This is a genomic window from Bacteroides sp. MSK.20.12 (genome assembly GCF_019052435.1).
GTDB lineage: Bacteria > Bacteroidota > Bacteroidia > Bacteroidales > Bacteroidaceae > Bacteroides > Bacteroides xylanisolvens.
Map to the genome: position 1 here is coordinate 62,436 of NZ_JAHQVH010000011.1, position 23,016 is coordinate 85,451.

Below are 23,016 nucleotides of genomic sequence, written 5' to 3' on the forward strand. Positions count from 1 at the left end.
TTTTTTAGTTCTACATCATTAAAAGGTAATCTGTCCGCCAAAAGAGATCTGACGCATCAACGGATAACCGATAGCAGTTCCTATTTCCGGATCGAGTCCCGGATAACTGGTAATCGTCAGAATATTGTCCATCGACACGAAAGCACGGAGCTTATTAACAAAGAACTTGCTGGAAATCCGTTGCGGCAACGTATAGCCGATTTGGATATTCTTCAACTTGAAGTAGTCACCCTTATATTCGTTCCAGTCGCTCTGGATTCTGTTATTATAGGTAGTACCGTATGTCAGGCGGGGATATTTGCCCCACTGATTGGTACGCGGATCGTCCGGGTTGGAAGGATCGAAGAAGTAATGGTTATCGGCAATATGCTCGATAATGCCATATCCGTGGCTGACCAGTGTCGAGTTGTAGTAATCCGTATTCCAGTTGAGGTAATGCCCGAAAGCTCCCGACCATAACATGGAGAAATCAATGTTCTTGTAAGAGAAAGCACAGTTGAAACCCAGATTGAATTTCGGGACACTGGTGTGTCCGGAGAAATCCCGGTCGTTGGTATCGCCGTAGTTCATATCACCGTTGCTGTCGGCATAGAGTATATCACCATACCAAAGCTGGTCTTTGGCAACTGTCTTCATTCCTCCGAACGAATAACCGGAGTCAATCATGGCCTGCACCCATACCATATCTTCTTTCGTACGTATCATTCCGTCCTTCGGCCCCGCATGGATATCCACCGCACCTCCGGTATAGCCTTCGCCGGAACCTCTGTACACCTTATACATATAGGTTTCCCCAAGTTGGCGGCCTTCGCAGATGTAACCTCCGAAACCGGATTCAGACACATCACTAAAGTTATTGACATAGCTGACTTTGTTTCCCTGCGCATCATACGTCCAGTATTTCTGGAGTTCGCCTTTGAACTTCATTACTTTATTGGCGTTGAAAGAGAAGTTCATACCCACCCGGTATTCGAAATCTTTTCCGATGCGGTCGTTCCAGTTGAGGGTAAATTCAACACCACGGTTGCGCACTTCACCCAGATTCTCGGGAGCAGAGCCTACGACACCCATCGAAAGATAGAGTTCGGGATGGTAGAGAATGTCCGAAGTATACTTATTATAATAGTCTATCTCACCCGTCAGGCGGTTGTTGAAGAAGCCGAAATCAAGTCCGATGTCGGTGGTAGCGGTACTTTCCCAATGCAGCTTGTCGTTGCTTAGTTTCTTGCGTACCAGTCCTTTGGTTCCTTCACCGTCGATTACGACATTGCCTGTGGCGTAGTTTGCCTGCCAGTCGTAGTTGCCCGTTGAGTTGTTACCTGTCTTTCCCCAGGAAACACGCAGTTTCAGGTTAGAGAGGCAGTCCGATGCTCCCTGCATGAATGATTCTTCTGAGATACGCCATCCGCCGGAGAACGAGGGGAAATATCCCCAACGCTGGTTCACACCAAAACGGGAGGAGGCATCGGCACGAAGGTTGGCTTCGAAGAGATAACGTCCTTTATATCCGTAGTTGACACGGCCGAAATAAGAGAGCAATCCCCATTTGGCGGGTGCCGAGCTGGAAGAGCTGACGAGCGTCTCGTAAGTGCTTAATTCGTTCAGCGTCCAGTCCGTAGCGCCTTTACGGGAAACGGCAAAGCTCTTGCTGTAATATTCCTGTGCGGAATATCCGAGCAGTGCGCCCAGGTCGTGGTCTTTCTTGATGGTTGTATTGTAGCGTACCAGTATTTCGGCACTCTGACGCCAGGTGCGTGCACTCGTATTGGTGATGGAAGCGTTCTCCAACGCGCTTTCGCTGACACGCTGGTCGGTGACGTAGTCCCAATAACCATTTTGGCGGCTATAAGAAGACTTGTCGGTGAATGTCGGCGAATAGTTGAATGTACCTTCAATGTTGAGCCCTTTATAGGGAGTGATAATTCCGTAGACTGATGCGTTGAGACGCCAGACGGTATTGAAACCGGTGGCTCCTGCCATCTGACCAAAGATATTATTGGCATTGGAAGATTCTTCGCTGGCCAGTGCGGCACGTCCCCAGTAGTTCGGTTCGCCGGGGTATACACCCGGAGTGGTCTGATAGAGATACTTGAATCCGTTGCTGATATTAGCCATCCCGTAATCTTGCTTTTGTCCGTAGAGACGGGTGCCGACAGTCATCCATTTCACTATCTTGGCTTCCAGGTTGGTACGGAAATTGATTTTCTGCGTACTTGAGTCGAGGTTCCAGCGGTTCATGACTCCCTGATTGTCAAGATAGCCCAATGAAAGCATGTATTTCACTTTCTCCGAACTGCCGGAGACAGACAGGTTGTGCTCTTGCGAATATCCGGTGTCGAATACTTCGTCGAACCAATCGGTGTTGGGATAAGCTACGTAATTGGGTACTCCGTACTCGTTCAACCCGTTCGGATCGGCAGAAGCAGCCCTCCAGCGGTCAATGCTTTCCTGCGAGAAGATGCCTTTGGTATTCACATTGTCGCAAGCCTCGTTCACCAGTCCCATATAGCGGGCATAGTCGCTCACGAAAGAGAGGTTATTGTAAGGCATCTGCACAACTCCCGAATAAGAATAGGAGATTTGCGGTTTGCCTTTCCCGCTTTTGGTGGTGATAAGGATGACTCCGTTGGCGGCGCGCGTACCATAAATAGCTGTGGAGGCAGCGTCTTTCAGTACGGAGATGCTTTCGATGTCGTTGGGGTTCACATTGTCCATGCTCCATTCGATACCGTCCACCAGGACCAATGGGGAGTTGGTATTGAACGTACCGTTACCGCGGACGCGGATGGTGGCACCGTCCGAGCCGGGTTGTCCCGAAGCTTGTGTGACGTTCATACCGGCGGCGAGTCCCGAAAGGGCGGAAGAAACACTCATGATGGGCCGTCCTTCCGTCTGGTCGGCAAAGTTGATGGAAGTCACGGAGCCGGTCAGATTCACTTTCTTCTGTACACCGTAGCCCACTACCACTACTTCATCCAGCACTTTCGTCTCCACTTTCATCTGTACATCAAGTTTCGTACGTCCGTTCAGGGGAAGCGTGGTGGTCTGATAACCAATGTAACTGAAAGAAACAGAAGGTTTGGCAGAAGTTGTTTTTAAGGTGTAGTGTCCGTTCAGGTCTGTCAGGACACCGTTTGTTGTACCTACTTCGACGACGGAAACACCCGGAAGGGTTTCTCCATTCTCATCGATCACTACTCCATTTACCGTGGCAGATGTTTGTGCCCACACCACATCTGTCAGTAAAAAGAGCGAAGCCAATAAAAATAATAGATAATGCTTCTTTTTCATTTTATTAGATTTAATGAAACAATTAGGTTGTTAAATACTCACCCTGCAAAGAAATGGGATATTTAGCCAACCTAATAATACTGTTTAGGCGATTGATGCCACTAATTAAGAAAATTCGGCGGAGAATGGAAAGGAAAAACAAGCTTTTAAGATTTCGACCAGCTTTTATCAGAAAATGACTAGCTAGTTTTATTCCATATTTAAAAATAGGTTGTATTTTTGCCTGATACCTAATAATTATTCGTCGAATATCTAATAAAAACAGTATGAAAAAACATTTTCTACTTCTTATTTTATCACTTTTATTCCTGCCGATTGCACAAGGCAAAGTAAAACTCCCTGCAATGATGGGAGATCACATGGTACTTCAACAGAACAGCTCCGTTAAGTTATGGGGTTGGGCGGACGGCAAAAAAGTAACTGTCACCACTTCGTGGAACAACCGGACTTATCAGGCATCTACGGATAAAGACGGGGCCTGGCTGGTAAAAGTAGACACTCCCGAAGGAGGATATACTCCTTATTCTATTACGATCAGTGACGGCACTCCGGTCACTCTCTCGGATATACTGATAGGGGAGGTGTGGATCTGCTCCGGACAGTCGAACATGGAAATGCGTATGATGGGAAATGCAGCACAACCCATTGACCACTCACTTGAAACGCTGCTGAACTCGGGAAATTATCGCGACCGTATTCGTTTTATTACCGTACCGAGAACCAATGATACAGAACGCCGCACGGATTTCGAGAAAAGAAAATGGGAAGTATCGTCACCCGAAACGAGCATTGATTGCAGTGCCGCCGCCTATTTCTTTGCCCGCCAACTGACTGAAAGTCTCCATCTCCCGGTAGGACTGGTTATCAACAGTTGGGGAGGTTCGGCGATTGAAGCATGGATGGATGAACCGACATTGAAAACCGTGGAAGGTATGAACATTGAAGCTGCCAAAAATCCTAAAAGAGGGGTGCACCAGCGTTTGGAATGTCTGTACAACTCGATGTTATGGCCTGTTAAGAACTTCACGGCACGCGGTTTCCTTTGGTATCAGGGAGAATCGAATATATCCAACTATCAATTCTATGCTCCGATGATGACTGCTATGGTGCAGCTATGGAGAAATGTATGGGAGGCTCCCGATATGCCTTTCTATTATGTGCAGATTGCTCCTCATAAATATAAGGACAGCCGTGATACAGGGGCCGCTCTATTGCGGGAAGCACAGATGGAAGCACTGAAAACAATTCCTAATTCGGGCATGGTGCCTACTACGGATATTGGTGATGAATTCTGTATCCATCCGCCACAGAAGGATGTAGTAGGGCTTCGGTTGGCTACGCTTGCACTGACTAAAACATACGGTATTCGCCGATTGCCATCCAACGGTCCGACGATGACTAAAGTGGACTATGCGGACAAAAAGGCCATAGTGACATTCGATAACGCACCTGCGGGATTGTTCCCTACTTTCTCCGAACTGGAAGGATTCGAGATTGCGGGAGCGGACAAGAAGTTCTATCCGGCGAAAGCAAAGATTGTAGGACGTACCAACACAGTAGAAGTGTGGAGTGAAGATGTAGCCCAACCGGTTGCCGTGCGCTATGCTTTCCGCAATTATGTGGGAAATATCACGCTGCGGAATACTTTCGGATTGAGTGCTTTCCCGTTCCGCACAGATACGTGGGATGACGTGAAATAAAGGCTTCTATAAAGGGGATAATTACCCTGTTTACAGGAGCTATATATCCAATCTGTTGGGCATATAGATCCAACGTATTGGACATATAGATCCAATACGCAGGATATATAGCTCCTGCAAACAGGGGATATAAAGAAAGGAAATTATGAAACGATCCATCTTATCTATATGTATACTGCTGGCATCCGTTTCTCTGGTCTTCGCCAATATCTACAAGAAATATGACGTTAGATCGGGGTTATCGGGCAATTGTGTCCGGAGCATCCTTCAGGATAGCATCGGATATATGTGGTTTGCAACGCAGGACGGGCTGAATCGTTTCAACGGTATCGAGTTCACCAACTACGGACATTCGTCAGAAAACGGTGGAAACAGTTATATGAATATAGTAACTATCTGCCGCCATCAGGATAACAATCAGATTTGGGTGGCCAGTACGGAAAAACTGTATTTATTCGATTCGCGGGAGGAGAAATTCTCCGTATTCGATACACAGACGGAAGACGGAGTGACAGTCAACAGTGTCTTCGGAATGGCATACGACAATGACGGGCAGTTATGGATCGGAACAACCAACGGACTGTTTGTCTACAACGAGAAAAAAGGTACGTTGAGGCACTATCTACATTCTCTTTCCGATCCCCATTCATTGCCGGACAATCACGTATGGGTGATTTACAACGACTCGTTCGGGACTATCTGGATAGGTACCCGGAATGGGCTGGCGAAATACAACCAACGCACGGACAACTTCACAGGGTATATATCCGAGGACACTTCTTTCGGACGTCCTGCCTGCAACGAGATTATCTCTTTGATGGAAAGTTCGCAGGGAGTATTATGGGTGGGTACATGGTACGGGGGACTGGCACGGTTCAATAAGGAGACAGGGCAATTCCGCTATTACTTCGGAGAAGGGGACACGCTTACCATTCCGCGCATCCGCACCTTGTTTCAACGAACAGCCAACTCTTTCTATCTCGGCTCCGACGACGGACTTTATACATTCAACACCACGACAGGAGAATGTCTGCCTACCGACGACGAACAAAATAAAGAAAGTATCTATGCCTGTTATCAGGATAGGGAAGGGGGAATCTGGATCGGGACTTATTTCAGTGGAGTGAGTTACCTGTCTCCCAAGCATAAGGATATCGAGTGGTATTATCCCAATGGTACGGAAAATTCTCTTTCGGGAAATGTAATCAGCCAATTCTGCGAAGATCCCGACGGTAACATCTGGATTGCTACCGAAGACGGGGGGCTGAATCTCTTTGATCCCCGCACGAAAAAGTTCAAAAACCATCTGTTGAGAAGCAGTAACCCTAACATCGGTTATCACAATATCCATGCACTACTATACAATGAAGGAAAATTGTGGATTGGCAGTTTCTCACGGGGATTATATATCCTGGATACTCAAACGGGAAAAATGAAAAACTATCGCCATAACCGCGCAAACCCACATTCAATTCCTAACGACCATATCTACTCCATCTATCAAACGAAGGATGGCAGCATTTATCTGGGAACGCTTTCCGGATTCTGCCGGTATGACCCGGAAAGTGACTCTTTCCGAACATTGGAACCTTTAAGCCATATCTTTATCTACGATATGGTTGAAGACCAACATGGGGACATGTGGCTGGCAAGCAAAAGGGACGGCATTTGGCGTTACAACCGCCAAACCGGTAAATTGCACAACTATCGCAACGACCCAGTAAATCCTGATTCTCCTTGTAGCAACTGGGTAATCCGTGTGTATATCGATCATAAGCAGCATCTATGGTTCTGTACCGAAGGCGGTGGCATCTGCCGTTATCACTATCAGGAAGACCGTTTTGAAAACTTCTCCACCAAAGAGAATCTGCCGAACAATATCATCTATGGCATACTGGACGACCAATCGGGTAACTATTGGCTTTCTTCCAATAGGGGACTGATCCGGTATGAGCCGCAAAACAAACGGGCACAGCTCTATACCATCGAGGACGGATTACAAAGCAACCAGTTCAATTTCCGTTCTTCCCTGCAGGCCAGTGACGGGAAATTCTATTTCGGTGGAGTGAACGGGTTCAATTGTTTTTATCCGTTCAAGTTATCTATTAATAAGGTAAGACCTACGGCGTCTATCTCGGCGGTATATATGCACAGCCCCGACGACAAAGTAAGCCTTAGCAAGCGTATACCTGCTCTTAGCGGACAAGTAACGATTCCTTATCAGGTGGTATCGTTCGACATCGCATTCGAAAGTCTTAGTTATGTGGCTCCCAGCAAGAATTTATATGCCTACAAACTGGACGGTATTCACAAAGAATGGATATATACGGATAAACATAACGTATCTTTTCTCAACCTGCCTCCGGGTGAATATACTTTCCGTGTGAAAGCCAGTAACAACGATGAATATTGGAGCAATGACGACTGTTGCCTGCATATTGAAATTCTTCCTCCACTCTGGAAGACCATTTATGCCAAGATTTTCTATTTACTAATAGCGTGTGGCCTCGCATATTTCCTGATACAGCTTTATTTGCGTAAACAGCAGGCTGTGAAAGCAAGAAAGATGAAAGAGATGGAACAAATCAAGAATCAGGAATTGTTCCAGTCGAAAATTACATTCTTCACCCAAGTGGCACATGAAATCAAGACTCCGGTTAGTCTTATCAAAGCTCCGCTGGAAGCGATTTTGGAAACACATGAATGGAACAGTGAAGTGGAAAGCAACCTGTCTGTGATACAAAAGAATACCAACCGGCTGATGGAGCTTATCAAACAATTGCTCGACTTCCGCAAAGTGGACAAGGAAGGTTATACGCTTTCATTCAATGAAGTGGATATCAACCGGATGATAGAGGACATCATCGACCGTTTCCGTGCCATCTCCCTGACCGGAATCTCTTTCAGTGTCTCCCTGCCGAAAGAACATCTGCAATATAATGTAGACCAGGAGGCGCTGACTAAAATTATCAGCAACCTGCTGACGAATGCCATGAAATATGCCCGCACCCGCATTATGGTGATTTTGGACGAACATCTGTCTGCAGAAAGGCGTACGCTCTCCTTGTGTGTACGCGACGACGGTCCGGGTATTCCGCAAGAGGAATGCAGCAAGGTTTTCGAACCGTTTTATCAAGTGGGAAACACAGGAAACAACGGTTCGGGAGTAGGAATCGGATTGAGTCTCGTCAAATTGTTGGTGGAAAAGCATAAAGGAAAGGTTTATATCAATCCCGGCTATACGGAAGGATGCGAGGTATGTGTGGAAATTCCGTATTTGGAGAAAAGCATCTCTGTCAGCCCCTCCATTACTTCCATGCCCGACAAGGTTCCCGCTCTGGAGGAAGAGAGCGAACCCGCCGGTTACTCTCTTCTGGTAGTGGAAGACACGACGGATATGCTGGAGTTTCTGGCTAAGAATCTGGGAAATACCTATACCATCCATACAGCCGCCAATGGCAAGGAAGCGTTGGAATGTCTGGCGACAACGACAGTAGATCTTATTATCAGCGACATCGTCATGCCTCACATGGACGGATTCGAATTATTAAAGTCCATCCGTTCCGACAATATGCTTTGTCATATCCCGTTTATCCTGCTTTCGGCACTCGACAGCATCGATTCAAAAATTGCGGGTCTTGACTATGGTGCGGACGCTTATATAGAAAAGCCTTTCTCGCTAAGCCACATGAAAGCCACTATCAATAATCTGCTTGAAAACCGGCGCATGCTGTTCAACCACTTTACAACCGTTCCGAATATGTCATACGACCAGACATTAATGAACAAAACAGACGTGAAATGGCTGAACACGATCAATGAAATCATTACCCGCAATTTCACCAATGAAGAATTTACCATCGATAAGATGGCAGAGGAGATGGCTATCAGCCGTTCCAACTTACAGCGCAAGTTGAAAGGGCTGACCGGAATGCCACCCAATGATTATATCCGGTTGATACGGCTCAAAACAGCCGGAGAACTGCTGCGTGAAGGAGAATACCGGATCAATGAGGTTTGTTTCATTGTAGGATTTAATAATCCTTCGTACTTTGCCCGTTGCTTTCAGAAGCAGTTCGGGATATTGCCGAAAGATTATGTGAAAGGTGGTGACATAACCCATTCCCAAAAGGGAACAACTTCAATATCCCCATAAGTTTCCTTCTGGTTGTAAGTAAGCAGTATCTTCTTTTCGAGCATCACATTTTCCAGTTCGAATCCGTACAGTTCACGTTTCAGGTTCATGTCATTCAGTTCATAGCAAACCTGAAAGCCATAAGCTTTCCCGTTTTTATACGCCAAAAAATCACATTCCGTCTTACTATTGTCGAATGAAATATTCATATACCCTTTATTTCTCAGCTCATTATAAACAAGATTCTCCAAGGCACTACCACTTTGCGGAGAATAACGAAAGACATTGGCTGAAACCAAGCCATTGTCAATGAAATAACACTTATGCTGGGAACGGGAAGTCTCTTTCAAAGAATAAGAAAAGTTACGTACATCGACGCAAATATAACTGTCACACAAAAAGTTGAGATAGGACGCAACTGTATTTTCATTGCTTTTCAGTGCCTTACCCACAGCCGGTATAGAAAAACGGCTCCCCATATTGATCAAACATTTTGCCATTCCATTGGGCATTCTGGCGTATCAGAGTCTTTTCCATACCAAAATCAGTTTTTTAATAACCTTCAATTCATGCAAATATAAGAACTTTATTTTATTTACCTAACTATGTTTCGGTAAAATGAGTATTTACAGGAAACATAATTAGGTAAATAAGCCCTTTAATCTGGAAGGAGTGTTCTTTATAAAGAACGTTTTGCAGATAACACTTGGCGTAAATACCGGATCAATGAGGTTTGTTTCATTGTAGGATTCAATAATCCTTCGTACTTTGCCCGTTGCTTTCAGAAGCAGTTCGGGATATTGCTGAAAGATTATGTGAAGAAAGGAAGCATTATCAGGGAAGTACAAATTCTCAAGCATTCTCACTGCGATGAGAAAAAATACTCATAGTAATGAGAAAAAACTCTCACCGCAATGAGAACTTTTTCTCATCGCAGTGAGAATATACCCTTGTCAGAATAGGCTGAAACAGCTCATGAAGCCAATAAAAAGGCGAGCAATAGAATAGGAAGTATAAAACTTCTGAATTCTATTAGTTCGCCCTCTTATATTAACTCTCTTACGTATTATCAAGAAGAAATATATCCCTGTTTGAATTATATTTTAATAAGAAGCTGTTGCCGGAATACCTTCCTTTTCCAATAAAGCCACAATACGGTCTAACTCTTCATACGTAGCCTTTTGCAAATCGTGGTCGGGAGTCTCCCGGTCGATCGTATAAATCATCACTTGCCGGGGAGCGATTTCTTTCACTGCTTCTATCCAGGGGAGCACATACTTGTCGGATGTATTATCCATGTCTTTTCCCTGATAACCTCCTTTCAGAAACATCGTCTGTACGATGCAGTTTCCTTTGAACTCTTTCATTCTTTCGATAATCTTCTTAACAGAATATTTTCCGTTAGGACGGTCCAACAGATGAATGTATTCTTCATCCACCGTATCCAGTTTCAGGATATTATTATCTATCTTGTTCAGTGCTTCGAATACAGCAGGACGGTCGATAAATGTAGAGTTACTCAATACGCTTACTTTTGCTTTTGGGAAATACTTGTCGCGAAGCGCAAGTGTATCTTCTATGATTTCCGGGAAATAGGGATGCGCAGTCGGTTCACCGTTTCCGGCAAATGTCAGTACATCGGGAGCAGGGCCGTTTGCCTGCATGTCTTTTAGTTTCTCTTCGAGAGCCGTGCGGACTTCTTCACGGGTAGGAAGAAGTTTCTTCGTACGATGTTCGGCATTGAAACCACACTCACAATAAATGCAGTCGAATGAACAAACCTTACCGTCGTCCGGCAATAAATTGATTCCCAATGAAACGCCCAAACGGCGGGAATGAATAGGGCCGAAGATGGGTGAAGGAAAAATAATAGTCATCTTATTCTAATTATTTATTCATAAATCATAGCAAAGATAACCCAAAACTTATAGGTTATTCTATCTGTACGACCATTTTTTCATCATCCCAAACAAATTATTACTCTAACGCCACTCAAGAAACCACACGGAAATATTGCTCCATTCTTCTCAAAAGCAGAATATACATATCACGTACTTCCCTTTGGGAATGTGTCGTGCTAAGCTCCTCCAGTCTATCGTGCAGACTATGCAATTCGTTCGTTAAACGTTTCTTTATACTATTATGTTCAGTAGCTTCCTGCATAATATCCAGCCATGCTTCCAAACATATCAGCTGAATATCCATCTGTTCATAACTAACGGCTGACTGCGGATCAAAACCATTAAACAACCCCTTATAAAGATCCCGGAAAAAATCAATATCGTCATACCCCTTCCGGTCACTCTGCAACGCCTGCAATCGAAGAGCTGAAATTGTCTTTACACTCAACAATTGTTTGAACAACCTCGTCAGTTCCGGATACAGAAGATTGTTTCTTGTTTCCAACAAATTCTCTTTTACATAGGTACATTCTATCTTTTTAACAGAATGAAATAAATAGTTGTCCAAATCAAGCATTGCCTGACGCTGCGCATCTGCCGGTTGAGAACTACCCACCACCTTTGCCATTTCCATCAGATAACTCCCATACAGACGAATAGCTTTTCTGTATATATCAGTGAGCGAACTCCCTTTATCGTATTTCTTCCCCTTATACACAATCTTATCCAACCGACTCACTACAGTCTGTAAATCCGATATTTTGACCGCATAATCTTCTGGAAATGAAGAATTAGAATTCTCCTTCCCTGATGGTTGGAATAAACGAATGTGATCTGGTAAATTATGATCTATCCATTGGCGGAGCTTCTCCCGTTCATCATAACAATTTTGGTCTCCTTTGAAAGGATGATAACCAAAATAAATAGTCCGGCAATCATCATCTCCAACTTTTAAAGTCTTTCCACACGAGCTTTTCGATAAACTTCTGCGCAAACCTAAAAGATATCCAATTTCTTCCGTTATTTCATTTTGCAACAATTCTTTTTCCACTTCTTTAGAATAACGGTCAGCCAGAATACGCGAATCCGAGGCACCGCAACTTAACAGATAGTCGTCTAATTTTCCTTTTAGGAATCCATGTCCGATATTCAGACGACATGAAAGTATTTCTCCGGTACGAGGATGACAGATAAAGTCACTTTTAATCCCCGGTATTCTCAAATCATAAGATATAAAAGCACGTTGTTCCGCCGGAATTATCTTTCGGTCTGCATACCTTACTTGTAAAGCATCATGAATACCTGCTTTATGGAAGGCGGTATTCCATGCTTCCACTCCTTCCTTTACTGCCTGGAAGTATTCCTTCGGAAAAAGGGTATCTACATAGAAAGTAAGCGGTTGTGACATATCCCAACGAAGAATCAATGAATCTTCTACCATACAATAAGGATTTTGCGAGTAATCTTTGAAACTCAATGTCCGGTAAGGTATTCTGTAATCTGCCAGGCGGATCTGATCTTTTTTCAGAGGTAGCAAGCGTACTACACAAGTGACTTCCAAAGGCATACTACCTTCAGGCAATATAATGGCAGAACTGGACAGCATATATCTTTCCGCTTCAACTCCATGATAGCGCCTGACCGTAAACGACACACCTTCCTTAAAAGGATGTATTTTCATTATTTCCGACAGTTCCGGAACCAAGGAACGAATAAAACTATCATTATAGCTGAACCAGTCATCGCCAGTCATCAGATACTCTGTTATCCGAATAATAGCTCCCTGCTCTTTTGAATAGGCCACCACTGGATAACTTTTACCGGCAGGTTGCATATTTGACAACGAGAAAGATTGCTGATATGTGCTTTTTTCATCTAAAATACGCTCTGTATAAAACGGTTTTTGAAAGCAAATTGTAGCTTTATCCGGAGATATAATACGCACTACTCCCAGTCCGTCAACCGGACGATTCAACAAATCAAACCCTCGGTCTATCTGTCCACTGACTTCAATTTCCCGCCCGATATATTTTTCGGGTATTTCCAAATAGATTTCTTTTTCCGCTACATACACAGGAAACACACCGTCGATCTTATCCATCCCGGCAACAAAAAACTCGTCAAATGACTTGACGGAATCCTGTGCCTGAAGCAAAGCTGTGACACACAACAATATACCAATCACATATCTTCTTCTCTTCATGAATTTCTTTATTTACTTTTCATCATTAAAACAAAATACTATCTACAAGAAACATTGCCCGTTTTTTGGCAACCGGATCCGTAATCTTATGGCTATAATCAAGACTTTCCTCCTTTATTCTATTCAAAGCCTGCATGATGGAAACCAATAATCTCGACGAAGTTATCTTTTCTGATCTATCCAACAATTTAACAAGTTTACTCACATAAAGCAGCTGCACTTTATACTTGGCGTCACTTACAGGAATATTGTCAGCCCATTCGGTAAATAATTCTTTATGTATGCTTTCCAAAAACTCATCTACAGACAACATATCCTCACAAACATTCTCCGTTCTTTCCACTTCCCGGAGGGAACGAATCATTTCCGACATCAGCTCTTCATAAAAGCGATCGAACTCCCGACTACCATTTATTTCTAATTTAGCGGTAAGTTTTTCATCAAACATCCACACAGGCGGTTGTAATATATAAGCCTGTATAAAGCTCATAACCTTCTTATTGTAATCGGCTTTTTCAGGTATGTAAATATTCTCATCATCCGGCTCAGCAAGACGTTTCCCGCCCAAATGAGACAAAACGTGCTGTACCCACTGTTTATAATGCTCCAATACCGCTTCATAACGCCCCTGTAATACACGCAAAGACGTTTTATCCGTCACATTCCAGACATCCGGATGTTCACACAAATATTTCAAGTTCTCTATTCCCTGTGTATTAACCATAACATGGTCATTACCCAAATCTTCTGCCTGAGCCCTTACATCCATTCTGCCCGAAAAATGTAACGAGGGATCTTTCTGTTTTTCCTGATTCCAAAGGCTCCTGTTCTTTTCTCTTTCAGAAGCATCTTTACCCGGAAATATACGGTAGCCCCATTCAATAGCCCACTTATCATATTCGCCGACACGTACCCGCCTGTTTCTCAAATCAACTTTATCTTGAGGACGCAAAGCATAATTACACCGCACATAATCCATTATGGAACTACCAATACTATATTGACTTAAAAAGTCATTATCACGTAATTGATCGATGGAGTAATGAGAACTACCCAGAAAGTTATGTTCCAACCCTAATGTATGACCCACTTCATGTGTCAATACTTGTTTTATCTGTTCGTATTGCAAAGAGTCCGGCAACTCTATATTCCATGCCTGCGGATCATTCGCTCCACATTGAGCAAAATACCATTTCTGTTCCAAATTCAAGACACTGCAAAAAATACCGATGTGGCAAGCTATAATCTCACCGGACCGGGGTTCGCATGGAGTCGGTCCATAAGCGTTATTTTGTCCTGATATCTTCCATGAGATGAACGGATAAGTACTGTCATAAATACTAAAATCAGGATCTTCCTCAACGGTAGGAGCCAGTCGCGCATCAATGGCGTTCTTAAATCCAGCTTTCTCGAAAGCCGGACGCCAGTCACGCACCGCTTCAATGATACAGTCGATGTACTTTTCCGGTGTATTACGATCTATATAAAAAATAATAGGTTGTATGGGTTCTACCAGTTCCCCCCTCATGTATCTTTCTTCATCTTCCGCCCTTATTTCCAGCCGCCATCGTTTGACAACAGATTTCCGAATAGCAGGCTGATTCCCTTGAAAACACTCCTTGCTGATAGAAAAATAAGCTCCGGTATTTGCAGCAACTGCCTCCAACGGTCTTTTTGACAGTAATTTTATGCAGATACCTGTATCCCAGTCTCCAATATAAGGAGGTGCAACAGGCTTACCCGGTATTCCCATTGATGAACTTTGATAAGTTCGTGACGCATGTATCAACAAACGATTATCATATCCCTTGATTTCCTTGATACAGTCTTTTTCGCTTAGATGTGTACCTATCAACAAATCAAAAGACACAATGCCGAGAGTGAACAGAGGAAAATCTTTTAATACTTCACCAATCTCTATCAGGCTACTTCCCTGATTCCTTGCTTTAATCGGTAATATCTTATAAAGCCTTTCATTCCCACGTTGGGCAGCGATTTTTGCATACGTTCCTTCAGGATTTTCTATCACCCTTTCATATTGTGGATCCATCATCCACAACTCGTCACCCTGTTTACGGAAACTGAAAAATACCGGACCTATCATGTCACCCGCATATCCGAATTTCTTTTCCATATCCCGGTCCGGACGGGCAGGAGCTGTCAGGATAGTTGTCGTTACGGCAAACTCACGTCCAATCAATGAATCCGGGATTTCCCAATAGATATGTTTATCACTTCGATAGGTAGTAAACATACCGGGAATAACTTCCACTGGTGCTTCTTCTTTAATAAAAGTTGTAATACTTTGCTGTTGCCCGTACAGACAAGTACAGACAACAGCAAGAAATACTGCACCGATAATTCCTTTTAGCATAAAGACCGGTTTATACTATTCATAATTATAGCTAATATCAACAATCTTCCCAATAGGCTGATCGGGATCTTCGTAAACACAAATGCTGTTTTCTTCACGAGCTACATCGCCCGCCACTGTCAATTGCAATTCTACAACTACACCTTTGTCAGCAGTATTGATACCCAACCCGAGAGACATACCTAGTTTCTCCTTATATTCGCCCGTTTCCTCATCGTCATCTTCCTCTCTCACACTTTCAGGGTCCTTAAATTTTAAACTAACTATCTGTGCTGACGGATCAGTTTCATAAGTATAAAGTTCAATTGCTCTTCCGCGGTCAAGATCAATGCGATATAATTTATTACCCGATGTCATAAATATAAGGTTTGCCGTATACGCGTAAGAAGCTGCAAATTTTGCTGTTTCTACATTTACTTCGGACGGTAAAGCAATCGCATACCGGGCAGCACAAATCGGATCTTCATCTTGCGCACTGAATTTAAACACAGTCAGCTCTTTTCCGTTATGGGGAGCAGCAATTGCATAAGCAAAATTTCCCCCGTTTCCTCCCGTAACAATGTCATGCACTTCTAAAGACGGATCAATCTTATTTGGATCAAAGACATTTGATTCATCAGACGACATTAAATATGTCCTGACAGGTTTCTGATCAGTCCATTTAGTTCCATAATTACGTATATCTTGAGTAGCCGAATTCGGTACCATATAATCGCTAAAACCCAGAATAGAGGAAGCAAGAAAACGATGATTTTCAGAATCAAAAAACAAATAGCCTCCTCCATACGAACCATAAGCGGAAATGGCGGGAAACTCACTTTCCTTTTTTACTGAGAATGGTACACAAAATCCATCCATAGGAGCACAATATGCTTTTCCACTATTCACAAACAATTCACCATGAGTACTCATCTTATAGAGCTCGATATTCAACGGTTCCCCTTTTCCAGTCGGTTCAAAAAGTATTTTATTCGATGGATATCTCGTTATTAAAGTACTTGGAGTCAACAAGGCCAAGTCCCGATCGGTTACCACCATTAACGCCGGACTTACTTTAAAACCAAAAAAACCCAGCATACTACTTAAAAACGAATCTCCATAGTTTTTTCTTGCACTTACCGCCAAAGGTTTTCCTTCTAACGGAAATGACTGATTCAATTCTGATTTAAAAACATCCGGATAAACATAATATCCTTCCGGAGTACCCTCTATCGCTCCTAATACTCCCTTTCCTTCTTTTTCCTGCAATACAAACCAGCAAGGATTTAAAGGACGAATAATTGCAACTTCACCTATCTGATACCAGGTTGTTCCATTCTTTTTATCCGTAATGACCAACATCAAACCTATATTTTCGGATTCATAAGGCTCGACTGTTACTTTACATTCTTTGCCTACGGAATAATCTTTATAATCACTAAGTCTGTCCGACCCCGCTTTCTTTCCTTCGATTGTTTTCTTCCATTGAAATACAAGGTTTTTCTCATTTTGCTCCAAAGTCTGAGAAATCTCGGGTATAATTGAAACTTCGACTGCTTCCTCTTTAGGCATACGTACCTTCGTTTCAGGTATTACGATATCCATCGTATTTACATCATGATAATCGTAATCTCCCTTGTCATCGTAACAGCCTGTTTGCAATAAAGCCGCTCCGATAAAACTTACTATACAGATGATATATTTCCTCATAACGTTTCTTTTTAATCTTATTCATATTCTATTTCATCACCCTCTTCACCTAAAATCGGTGGATTTCCCTCCTCCTTATATTCTCTATAAGCTTGCTTGATTACATCAATATCTTCATCTTCCAAATCATCCCATACACGTTGACATACATCCATAATAAACATATATTTAGCATCGCTATAACTGCCAAATCCCACATAATCACTCCATTCGGTCGGTTTCAACTCCCATCTGACATTTAAAACGATTTGATTCTTTTCTACCAGACCTTTATCAAACTGATGAAGAGGGTTATTCAAATCAAACTCCAGATAACAACCATAAACATTTCTACCTGCCTCTACTTTCGGACGATTTATTTTATAATAGAATATCTGGCAAACTGTATCAAGGTCAGTATATGTATACTTGCTTTCCAATAATACATCCACTGAATTCTGATAATCATTATTCGGAGTTACTTTCACACAGAAATCACGATTCTCTTTCAAAAAATCTCCTTGTATTCTTACCTCGAAACTGTCTACAGCATAAGGTTCTTTCTTCACATAATCCGTATCAACCAAAGTACGGACATGCGTAGTGCTACCATAGAAATTGATACGAGGTGTCTGGTCATATAAGTCTATCTCGTTTTCACTGCATCCTACATAAATGCCGCAAACAAGAATAGCTAAAACAAAATATATAATACGTTTCATAATGCTTCATCATTTAGAGTTGTTTCCAAAAATATACTCGTCATCCGGCAACGTCATCTGATAATGGGCTTCAGTCATCGTTTCAATCCCACAACCATAATAAGTGCTATAATTATGCGCTTTCAAGAAATAGAAAAGTTGACCTTCCGCGAAATATTCTTTTCTATATTCTTTCATTATCTCATTAATACGTTTAGTCTGGTTTTTGTCTTCTTCCGAAGTATTATCAAGGTCATCATATCCGGTAGTCGGTATTTCATCACTATAAGAGATACCACGTGCAAAACGTACGGTATTTAACGCGTCAGCACTTTCCGATGCAGAAGGAACACATTCTGCTACAATATAATACATTTCGGGTAAGCGTATCAAAGGGATAGCGTCAGCACCGGAATAAGCATATCCGCCATTCAAAGGTTTCTGATTATATTTTCTACAAAAAACATCTGTCCGACTTGCCCCATTAATAACCTCAAACATTTCCGTATTTTTTCTCCAGTCAGTATTCCCTGCATCGGCAGTTTCATAGAAGAATTTAAATTTATCTCCATCCAGATAGAAATGTTGCTGAGTATTGGTATTCTCCATATCCATATAATTTCCAATAAGCAAATTGGAGAATTCATTGACTGTTATTCCAAAGATTTGCTCTGCGTAGCGTATGGAATTGTAATTGGAAGCAGTCTGCGATTTATACAATGTAAAATACTTAGAGGCAGCAATCACTTGTTTAGCGTACTCTGTGGCCAATCCTTTACTTTCCGCATCACCTTTGTAACAATATACACGAGCCAGCATAGCTTTAACCGCATATAGATTCATACGAAACTCACGATTGACAAGAAAATGATTTTTATCTATAAAATCTTCATCCGTCTGATCGGTAAAGAAATCAAGAGGATCACTCTCTTTCAGTAATTTTTCAGCGTCATTCAAATCTTTGAGAATAGCGTCAACCACTTCGCTGGCTGGTAAAACAGGAGTGGCATCCTTATCAAAAGCAATACGGTAGGGTATAGCTTTGGATGCAGGATGTTCTTTATAAACAGGACCGAACATACGCAACAAATCAAAGTGAAGAAAAGCGCGAAGCCCGAGTGCCTCTCCCTTCATAGTTTCATAATAGCGTTCGGTAACTAAAACATCTTTATTTTTGTCTACGTACTCCAAGAAGTTATTAATATTGGCTATGATGTTATACATCGTTGAGTAAATCCCATTCTTCTTACTCAAAAACATGTTCTCATAATCGAACACGATACTTTGGTCGAAAACAGCATTTGTATTATACCCCGGATAATCGGAATATAATCCTGCCAACTCATCCAAATAAGCATAAGTCAAGTCTCCGGCATATAATGTCGTGGTTCCCAACTTCAAATAAATACCTGTAAGCGCATCCTTAAATCCTGATTCCGACTCAAATTGCTTGTCGGTAGGAATAGAAGTCTTCGGAGATACATCCAACCAGTCGCTGCAAGACATAAGTCCCAGCATTGTTGTTGTTAATAGTATATATATTATCTGTTTCATACAAATAGGTTTTTAATTAGAAAGCAACATTCAGAGCAAATGTAAACTGACGGGAATACGGATAGTACAAACCTCTTTCGCGTTTCACTGTAGACCAATAGAAAAAGTCTTCCATATTAAACGTCACTTTAGCGGAACTCAATCCCCAATGACTAATAAATTTTGTATTAGTACGATCCATACGATAGTAAACAGACAACGAACTTCCCTGGAATATATTTTCATCCATTATAAACCGGGAAGTGGCTTTCGTTTCCAAACCGTTAGGATTAAGAATACGGAACTGTGCCTTATCACCCGGTTTCGCCCAACGTAGCTGAGTTACCCGTCGATCTACATTATATTTCAAATTAGCATTTTCCACCTTGTCAAGCAAGGTCTGATTATATACCTGACCGCCAAACTGATACCTGAAGCTGACATCTGCTCCCCAACCTCTGTATGTAAAGGAAGAATTAATATATCCTTGCCATTTAGGTTCTGTATTACCAATAGGTACTACATCATTCGCACTCCAGTTAACGGCACTCGTCATCTCCCCGTTACGTTTCAATAATATTTCATCTCCGGAAGCCGGATCAATACCTAATGAACGTACTACCCAGATACGGGAAAGAGATTCACCTTCTTCATAACGTGGCAACGGCGTATCTTTTAAATCTGATGCACTTTTATCATTTCTGTATTTCATCGCTTCCGATATTTTCAATAGTTTGTCAGTATTATGAGAACCGTTTACTGTAATTGTCCAATAAGCTTGTTTAGCAGTGTTTTTATAAGGAATAGCCGAGAGAGAAATTTCCCAACCCTTATTCTCTATCTTTCCCAGATTTTCCGGATAACTGCTGAAACCAAGAGAAGGAGCAAGACTTATATTGGCAACCATATTATCTGTTATTTTCCGATAATATTCCACACGTGCAGTAAAACGCTGATCGAAAAACCCGAGTTCCAAGGCAAGATTAGTACTTTTTGTAGTCTGCCATTTTAAACTTTCATTATGCATAGCCAAGATTTCCGAACCTGTTGCATCCGACGAGTAATAAGGAAGCAGTAAATTGGAATATGTATAATAACCATGTGCCTGATAAGGATCAAAACCTTGGGAACCGGTCGTACCGTATGTACCCCTCAAAATGAAATCGGAAATAAAAGATACATCTTTCAAAAAGTTCTCTTTTTTCAAATCCCAACGTAATCCGGTTGACCAGAAAGGAGCCCAACGGTTATTTTTTCCAAACTGTGATGAACCGTCCAAGCGTATATTAAAGTCGAACGAATACTTATATTTATAAGAATAGCCTCCCGCAGCCACCCAACCAATGGAGCGTGTTGTCCTCTCATCTCCTGTCACTTTTTCATTATATTTCTTACCAAATAGCAAGTTATCCATATTATCATTCGGAAAACCGGTTACATAGTTTCCATAGGTTTCCGAGTTATTCTCCAATACACTCATACGTGCATTAGCAGTCAGGTAGTGATCTTCCAGTTGCTTATTCCAGCTTCCTGTTAAATCTATGCCCCAATTGACAGCTTCACTCTGACTTCTGCGATAATCACCTCTTAAGGTAGGATCAGTCACATTATCAAAAAGCGTATGTTGTGCAGGACGAAAAATATCACGATGTCCTACGCTCTTGGACAGATTAAAAGCTCCTTCAAACCGTAATTCATTAGTAGGATTATATTCCACCTTGAAAAGTTCACGTACTGTAAAGTTTTTACTTTGGTCTTTACTGTTGAATGTTGTATTATACATCGGATTCAGGTAGCTCGACTCACCACCCACTCCTTCGAAATTATCAAGCCGTTTTTGTATTTCTCCGTTCTCTCCATACGGACGCAGATAAGGATTCAAGCGGGTATATTCACTAAAACTTCCCCACGGAGACTCATTAGCCACCGAATTATCCAACGTAATACTATTCTTTAACAACACCTTTTTCAGACGATACTGAAAATCAAGTGAACCGGTCAGTACATCACGTTTGCTGTCTTTCATCACACCCGGAGAACTATTATATCCGACATACATCCGATAGCGTAAGGCTTCATCACCACCTTCCAGCGTAACTGTATGTCGTTGTTGGAAAGCTGTTTGCAAAGGCTTGTCCAGCCAATAAGTATTTACTCCTGCCAGCACTTCACGCAATTTAGATTGATAGAGCTGCCATTTTTCAACTGTTTCGCCGCCGTATGTATAAAGTCCGCTTTGCAACTCTGCATCTATCTTCTCTCTTGCATTCATCAAGTTATACCCGGTCATATCCGGAGCTTCAATACGAAGTTCCCCACCATAAGTCACCCAAATCCGTCCCGGTTTGGGAGTCTTGCTTTCGATAACAATTACTCCATTTGCCGCACGCGAACCATAAATAGCCGTAGCTGCCGCATCTTTCAACACAACGATGGAAGCAACACGGTCGGGATCCATATCAGCAAGTGTCTGTATACTGATTTCAAATCCGTCCATGATAAGCAGCGGTTGATTGGCATAGGTCTCATATTCGCCCTGAACTGCCAGCACATCATTACTGGCAGAATTTAAATCTACCGTAGCCTGTGCATTCAAATCCATATTTGCACCGCCACGCATACGCATATCAGGCAGATTATTCGGATTAGACCCCATATTGATATTATCCATGATACGAAGCCCGGGAGCGACAGCAGCTATCGCTTTAGCCACATTATTCGTACTATACTTTTTCAGTTCTTCACCCTTGATAGTAACAGCAGAACCAGTGAATCCCTCTTTCTTTCTATTAAACATACCTGTCACCACCACTTCATCGAGTGCTTTTGTATCAGACTTCATCACTACCGACATATAGGATGAAGGATTCAAGAACTGAGTCTCCAAACCTACATACGATATTCTAACCCGACTATCTTTCGAAACATTAGAAAGCTGAAAATTACCATTATTGTCCGTGATAGCCCTAATATTATTGGCATCTTCTACGATAATAGTGGCACCGATAACAGGAAGTCCGTCTTCCTCGGAAAAAACTTTTCCTTTTACTTGTGAAAAAAACTTTTTAGAATCCTCTTTTGTGATATTGATGAATTGTCCGTCAATGTGGTATTTCAACGGATTTTTCCCGATAATCACTTTCAATGCTTCATCGACTGTAGCTTTTTCTACTTTTCCGGTAGAAGTATAAGAACTGATTTCATCGTAGATAAAAAGAACTTTATATCCCGATACTTTTTCAAAACGTTTAAAAATAGAGGGTAATCCTTCATTTTTAAACTCCATTGTTATTTGCTTTTCCTTACCTGTTTGCGCTTCAACACGCCATGAATAGGCAAAAAGGAAAAACAAGAACAAGACAATGAACTTTTGTGCTTGATTCTTTTTCATAAGCCCGAATAGTTAAATAATATTTCATTCTTTTAATTATATACGAAGTTTAAAAAAGAATGGTTACCCTTAAAAGAATTTATTTTTCAGAAATATATATTTCTATTCAGATTTATGAC

The 23,016-nt window shown here is 42.1% G+C and carries 11 protein-coding genes and 1 pseudogene; 3 read left to right on the forward strand and 9 right to left on the reverse strand.

The features are described from left to right. Positions 1-18 precede the first annotated feature (18 nt). Positions 19-3,291, reverse strand: a complete 3,273-nt coding sequence (locus tag KTR06_RS08140) for a TonB-dependent receptor (RefSeq protein ID WP_217290186.1) — start codon at positions 3,289-3,291, stop codon at positions 19-21. Positions 3,292-3,557: 266 nt separating this feature from the next. On the opposite strand from KTR06_RS08140, the gene KTR06_RS08145 reads away from it, so the two are divergent. After that, complete coding sequence (locus tag KTR06_RS08145; RefSeq protein WP_217290187.1) at positions 3,558-4,991, forward strand: sialate O-acetylesterase; 1,434 nt, start codon at positions 3,558-3,560, stop codon at positions 4,989-4,991. A gap of 145 nt (positions 4,992-5,136) precedes the next feature. Beyond that, positions 5,137-9,147: a hybrid sensor histidine kinase/response regulator transcription factor gene (locus KTR06_RS08150; protein ID WP_217290188.1), complete on the forward strand. Its 4,011-nt coding sequence runs from the start codon at positions 5,137-5,139 to the stop codon at positions 9,145-9,147. Here the strand turns inward: KTR06_RS08150 and KTR06_RS08155 are convergent. Further along, the gene (locus KTR06_RS08155) at positions 9,087-9,626 is read right to left on the reverse strand and encodes a DUF4143 domain-containing protein (protein WP_254306407.1); all 540 of its coding nucleotides are present in this window, start codon (positions 9,624-9,626) and stop codon (positions 9,087-9,089) included. The two genes, KTR06_RS08150 and KTR06_RS08155, sit on opposite strands and share 61 nt — an antisense overlap. 213 nt (positions 9,627-9,839) lie before the next feature. Between KTR06_RS08155 and KTR06_RS24735 the strand changes: the two are divergent. Next, positions 9,840-10,016 (forward strand): annotated as a pseudogene (locus tag KTR06_RS24735) (helix-turn-helix domain-containing protein); the annotation flags it as partial. 213 nt (positions 10,017-10,229) lie between these two features. On the opposite strand, the gene KTR06_RS08165 reads toward KTR06_RS24735, so the two are convergent. The 7 genes from KTR06_RS08165 to KTR06_RS08195 all read right to left on the reverse strand — a co-directional run bounded on the left by KTR06_RS08165 (position 10,230) and on the right by KTR06_RS08195 (position 22,897). Then, positions 10,230-11,003, reverse strand: a complete 774-nt coding sequence (locus KTR06_RS08165) for a radical SAM protein (RefSeq protein ID WP_217290189.1) — start codon at positions 11,001-11,003, stop codon at positions 10,230-10,232. Positions 11,004-11,118: 115 nt separating this feature from the next. Next, the gene (locus tag KTR06_RS08170; protein ID WP_217290190.1) at positions 11,119-13,230 is read right to left on the reverse strand and encodes a DUF5117 domain-containing protein; all 2,112 of its coding nucleotides are present in this window, start codon (positions 13,228-13,230) and stop codon (positions 11,119-11,121) included. 25 nt (positions 13,231-13,255) lie between these two features. Further along, positions 13,256-15,604, reverse strand: a complete 2,349-nt coding sequence (locus KTR06_RS08175; protein ID WP_217290191.1) for a zinc-dependent metalloprotease — start codon at positions 15,602-15,604, stop codon at positions 13,256-13,258. Between the two features lie 15 nt (positions 15,605-15,619). Continuing rightward, complete coding sequence (locus KTR06_RS08180) at positions 15,620-17,293, reverse strand: PKD-like family lipoprotein (RefSeq protein WP_217290192.1); 1,674 nt, start codon at positions 17,291-17,293, stop codon at positions 15,620-15,622. Positions 17,294-17,310: 17 nt separating this feature from the next. Continuing rightward, positions 17,311-17,994, reverse strand: a complete 684-nt coding sequence (locus tag KTR06_RS08185; RefSeq protein ID WP_004316104.1) for a DUF4843 domain-containing protein — start codon at positions 17,992-17,994, stop codon at positions 17,311-17,313. Positions 17,995-18,003: 9 nt separating this feature from the next. Then, positions 18,004-19,527 (reverse strand): RagB/SusD family nutrient uptake outer membrane protein, encoded by a 1,524-nt coding sequence (locus KTR06_RS08190; RefSeq protein WP_004316103.1) that lies wholly within the window; start codon positions 19,525-19,527, stop codon positions 18,004-18,006. Between the two features lie 16 nt (positions 19,528-19,543). Next, on the reverse strand, positions 19,544-22,897 hold the full coding sequence (locus KTR06_RS08195) for a SusC/RagA family TonB-linked outer membrane protein (RefSeq protein WP_074637961.1): 3,354 nt from the start codon (positions 22,895-22,897) through the stop codon (positions 19,544-19,546). Positions 22,898-23,016 lie beyond the last annotated feature (119 nt).

Excerpts from the sequence above, each read along its gene's own strand:
- KTR06_RS08140 (WP_217290186.1), bottom strand. The coding sequence starts at position 3,291 with ATGAAAAAGAAGCATTATCTATTATTTTTATTGGCTTCGCTCTTTTTA.
- KTR06_RS08145 (WP_217290187.1), top strand. The coding sequence starts at position 3,558 with ATGAAAAAACATTTTCTACTTCTTATTTTATCACTTTTATTCCTGCCG.
- KTR06_RS08150 (WP_217290188.1), top strand. The coding sequence starts at position 5,137 with ATGAAACGATCCATCTTATCTATATGTATACTGCTGGCATCCGTTTCT.
- KTR06_RS08155 (WP_254306407.1), bottom strand. The coding sequence starts at position 9,626 with ATGGCAAAATGTTTGATCAATATGGGGAGCCGTTTTTCTATACCGGCT.
- KTR06_RS08165 (WP_217290189.1), bottom strand. The coding sequence starts at position 11,003 with ATGACTATTATTTTTCCTTCACCCATCTTCGGCCCTATTCATTCCCGC.
- KTR06_RS08170 (WP_217290190.1), bottom strand. The coding sequence starts at position 13,230 with ATGAAGAGAAGAAGATATGTGATTGGTATATTGTTGTGTGTCACAGCT.
- KTR06_RS08175 (WP_217290191.1), bottom strand. The coding sequence starts at position 15,604 with ATGCTAAAAGGAATTATCGGTGCAGTATTTCTTGCTGTTGTCTGTACT.
- KTR06_RS08180 (WP_217290192.1), bottom strand. The coding sequence starts at position 17,293 with ATGAGGAAATATATCATCTGTATAGTAAGTTTTATCGGAGCGGCTTTA.
- KTR06_RS08185 (WP_004316104.1), bottom strand. The coding sequence starts at position 17,994 with ATGAAACGTATTATATATTTTGTTTTAGCTATTCTTGTTTGCGGCATT.
- KTR06_RS08190 (WP_004316103.1), bottom strand. The coding sequence starts at position 19,527 with ATGAAACAGATAATATATATACTATTAACAACAACAATGCTGGGACTT.
- KTR06_RS08195 (WP_074637961.1), bottom strand. The coding sequence starts at position 22,897 with ATGAAAAAGAATCAAGCACAAAAGTTCATTGTCTTGTTCTTGTTTTTC.